This window comes from Jeotgalibacillus sp. ET6, from assembly GCF_029667115.1.
Lineage (GTDB): Bacteria > Bacillota > Bacilli > Bacillales > Jeotgalibacillaceae > Jeotgalibacillus.
Genome location: NZ_JARUIU010000137.1, coordinates 1 through 262, shown reverse-complemented (window position 1 = coordinate 262; position 262 = coordinate 1). Strand labels below are relative to the sequence as shown.

Genomic DNA, 262 nt, shown 5'->3' with positions numbered 1-262 from the left:
GTGACATCAAGCAGTTTCTGGGCGTTCGAGTGCTCCAATCTTGATTTTGCATGGATAACCATTTTGAATAGAAGTTTGTTCAAAGCTTGATGCGGCAGCGCGATATTCACTTTGAATATCTACTACATCGCCTTTTGAAAAACGGTCTGATTTGGACTCCTCTACCTGTCCAATAACAGCACTTGAAATAACCGATTCCACTTTAATCTCAAAACGGAGAAGAATTGTGAATAAAAAACCTATTTCTGCACAATTTCTTGAT

The 262-nt window shown here is 38.5% G+C and carries 1 protein-coding gene; it reads right to left on the bottom strand.

Going from position 1 to position 262, the window contains the following annotated elements:
- Positions 1–6: 6 nt before the first annotated feature.
- A partial coding sequence (locus tag P6709_RS20035) for a hypothetical protein (RefSeq protein ID WP_278242653.1) occupies positions 7–262 on the bottom strand: 256 nt, incomplete at its 5' end.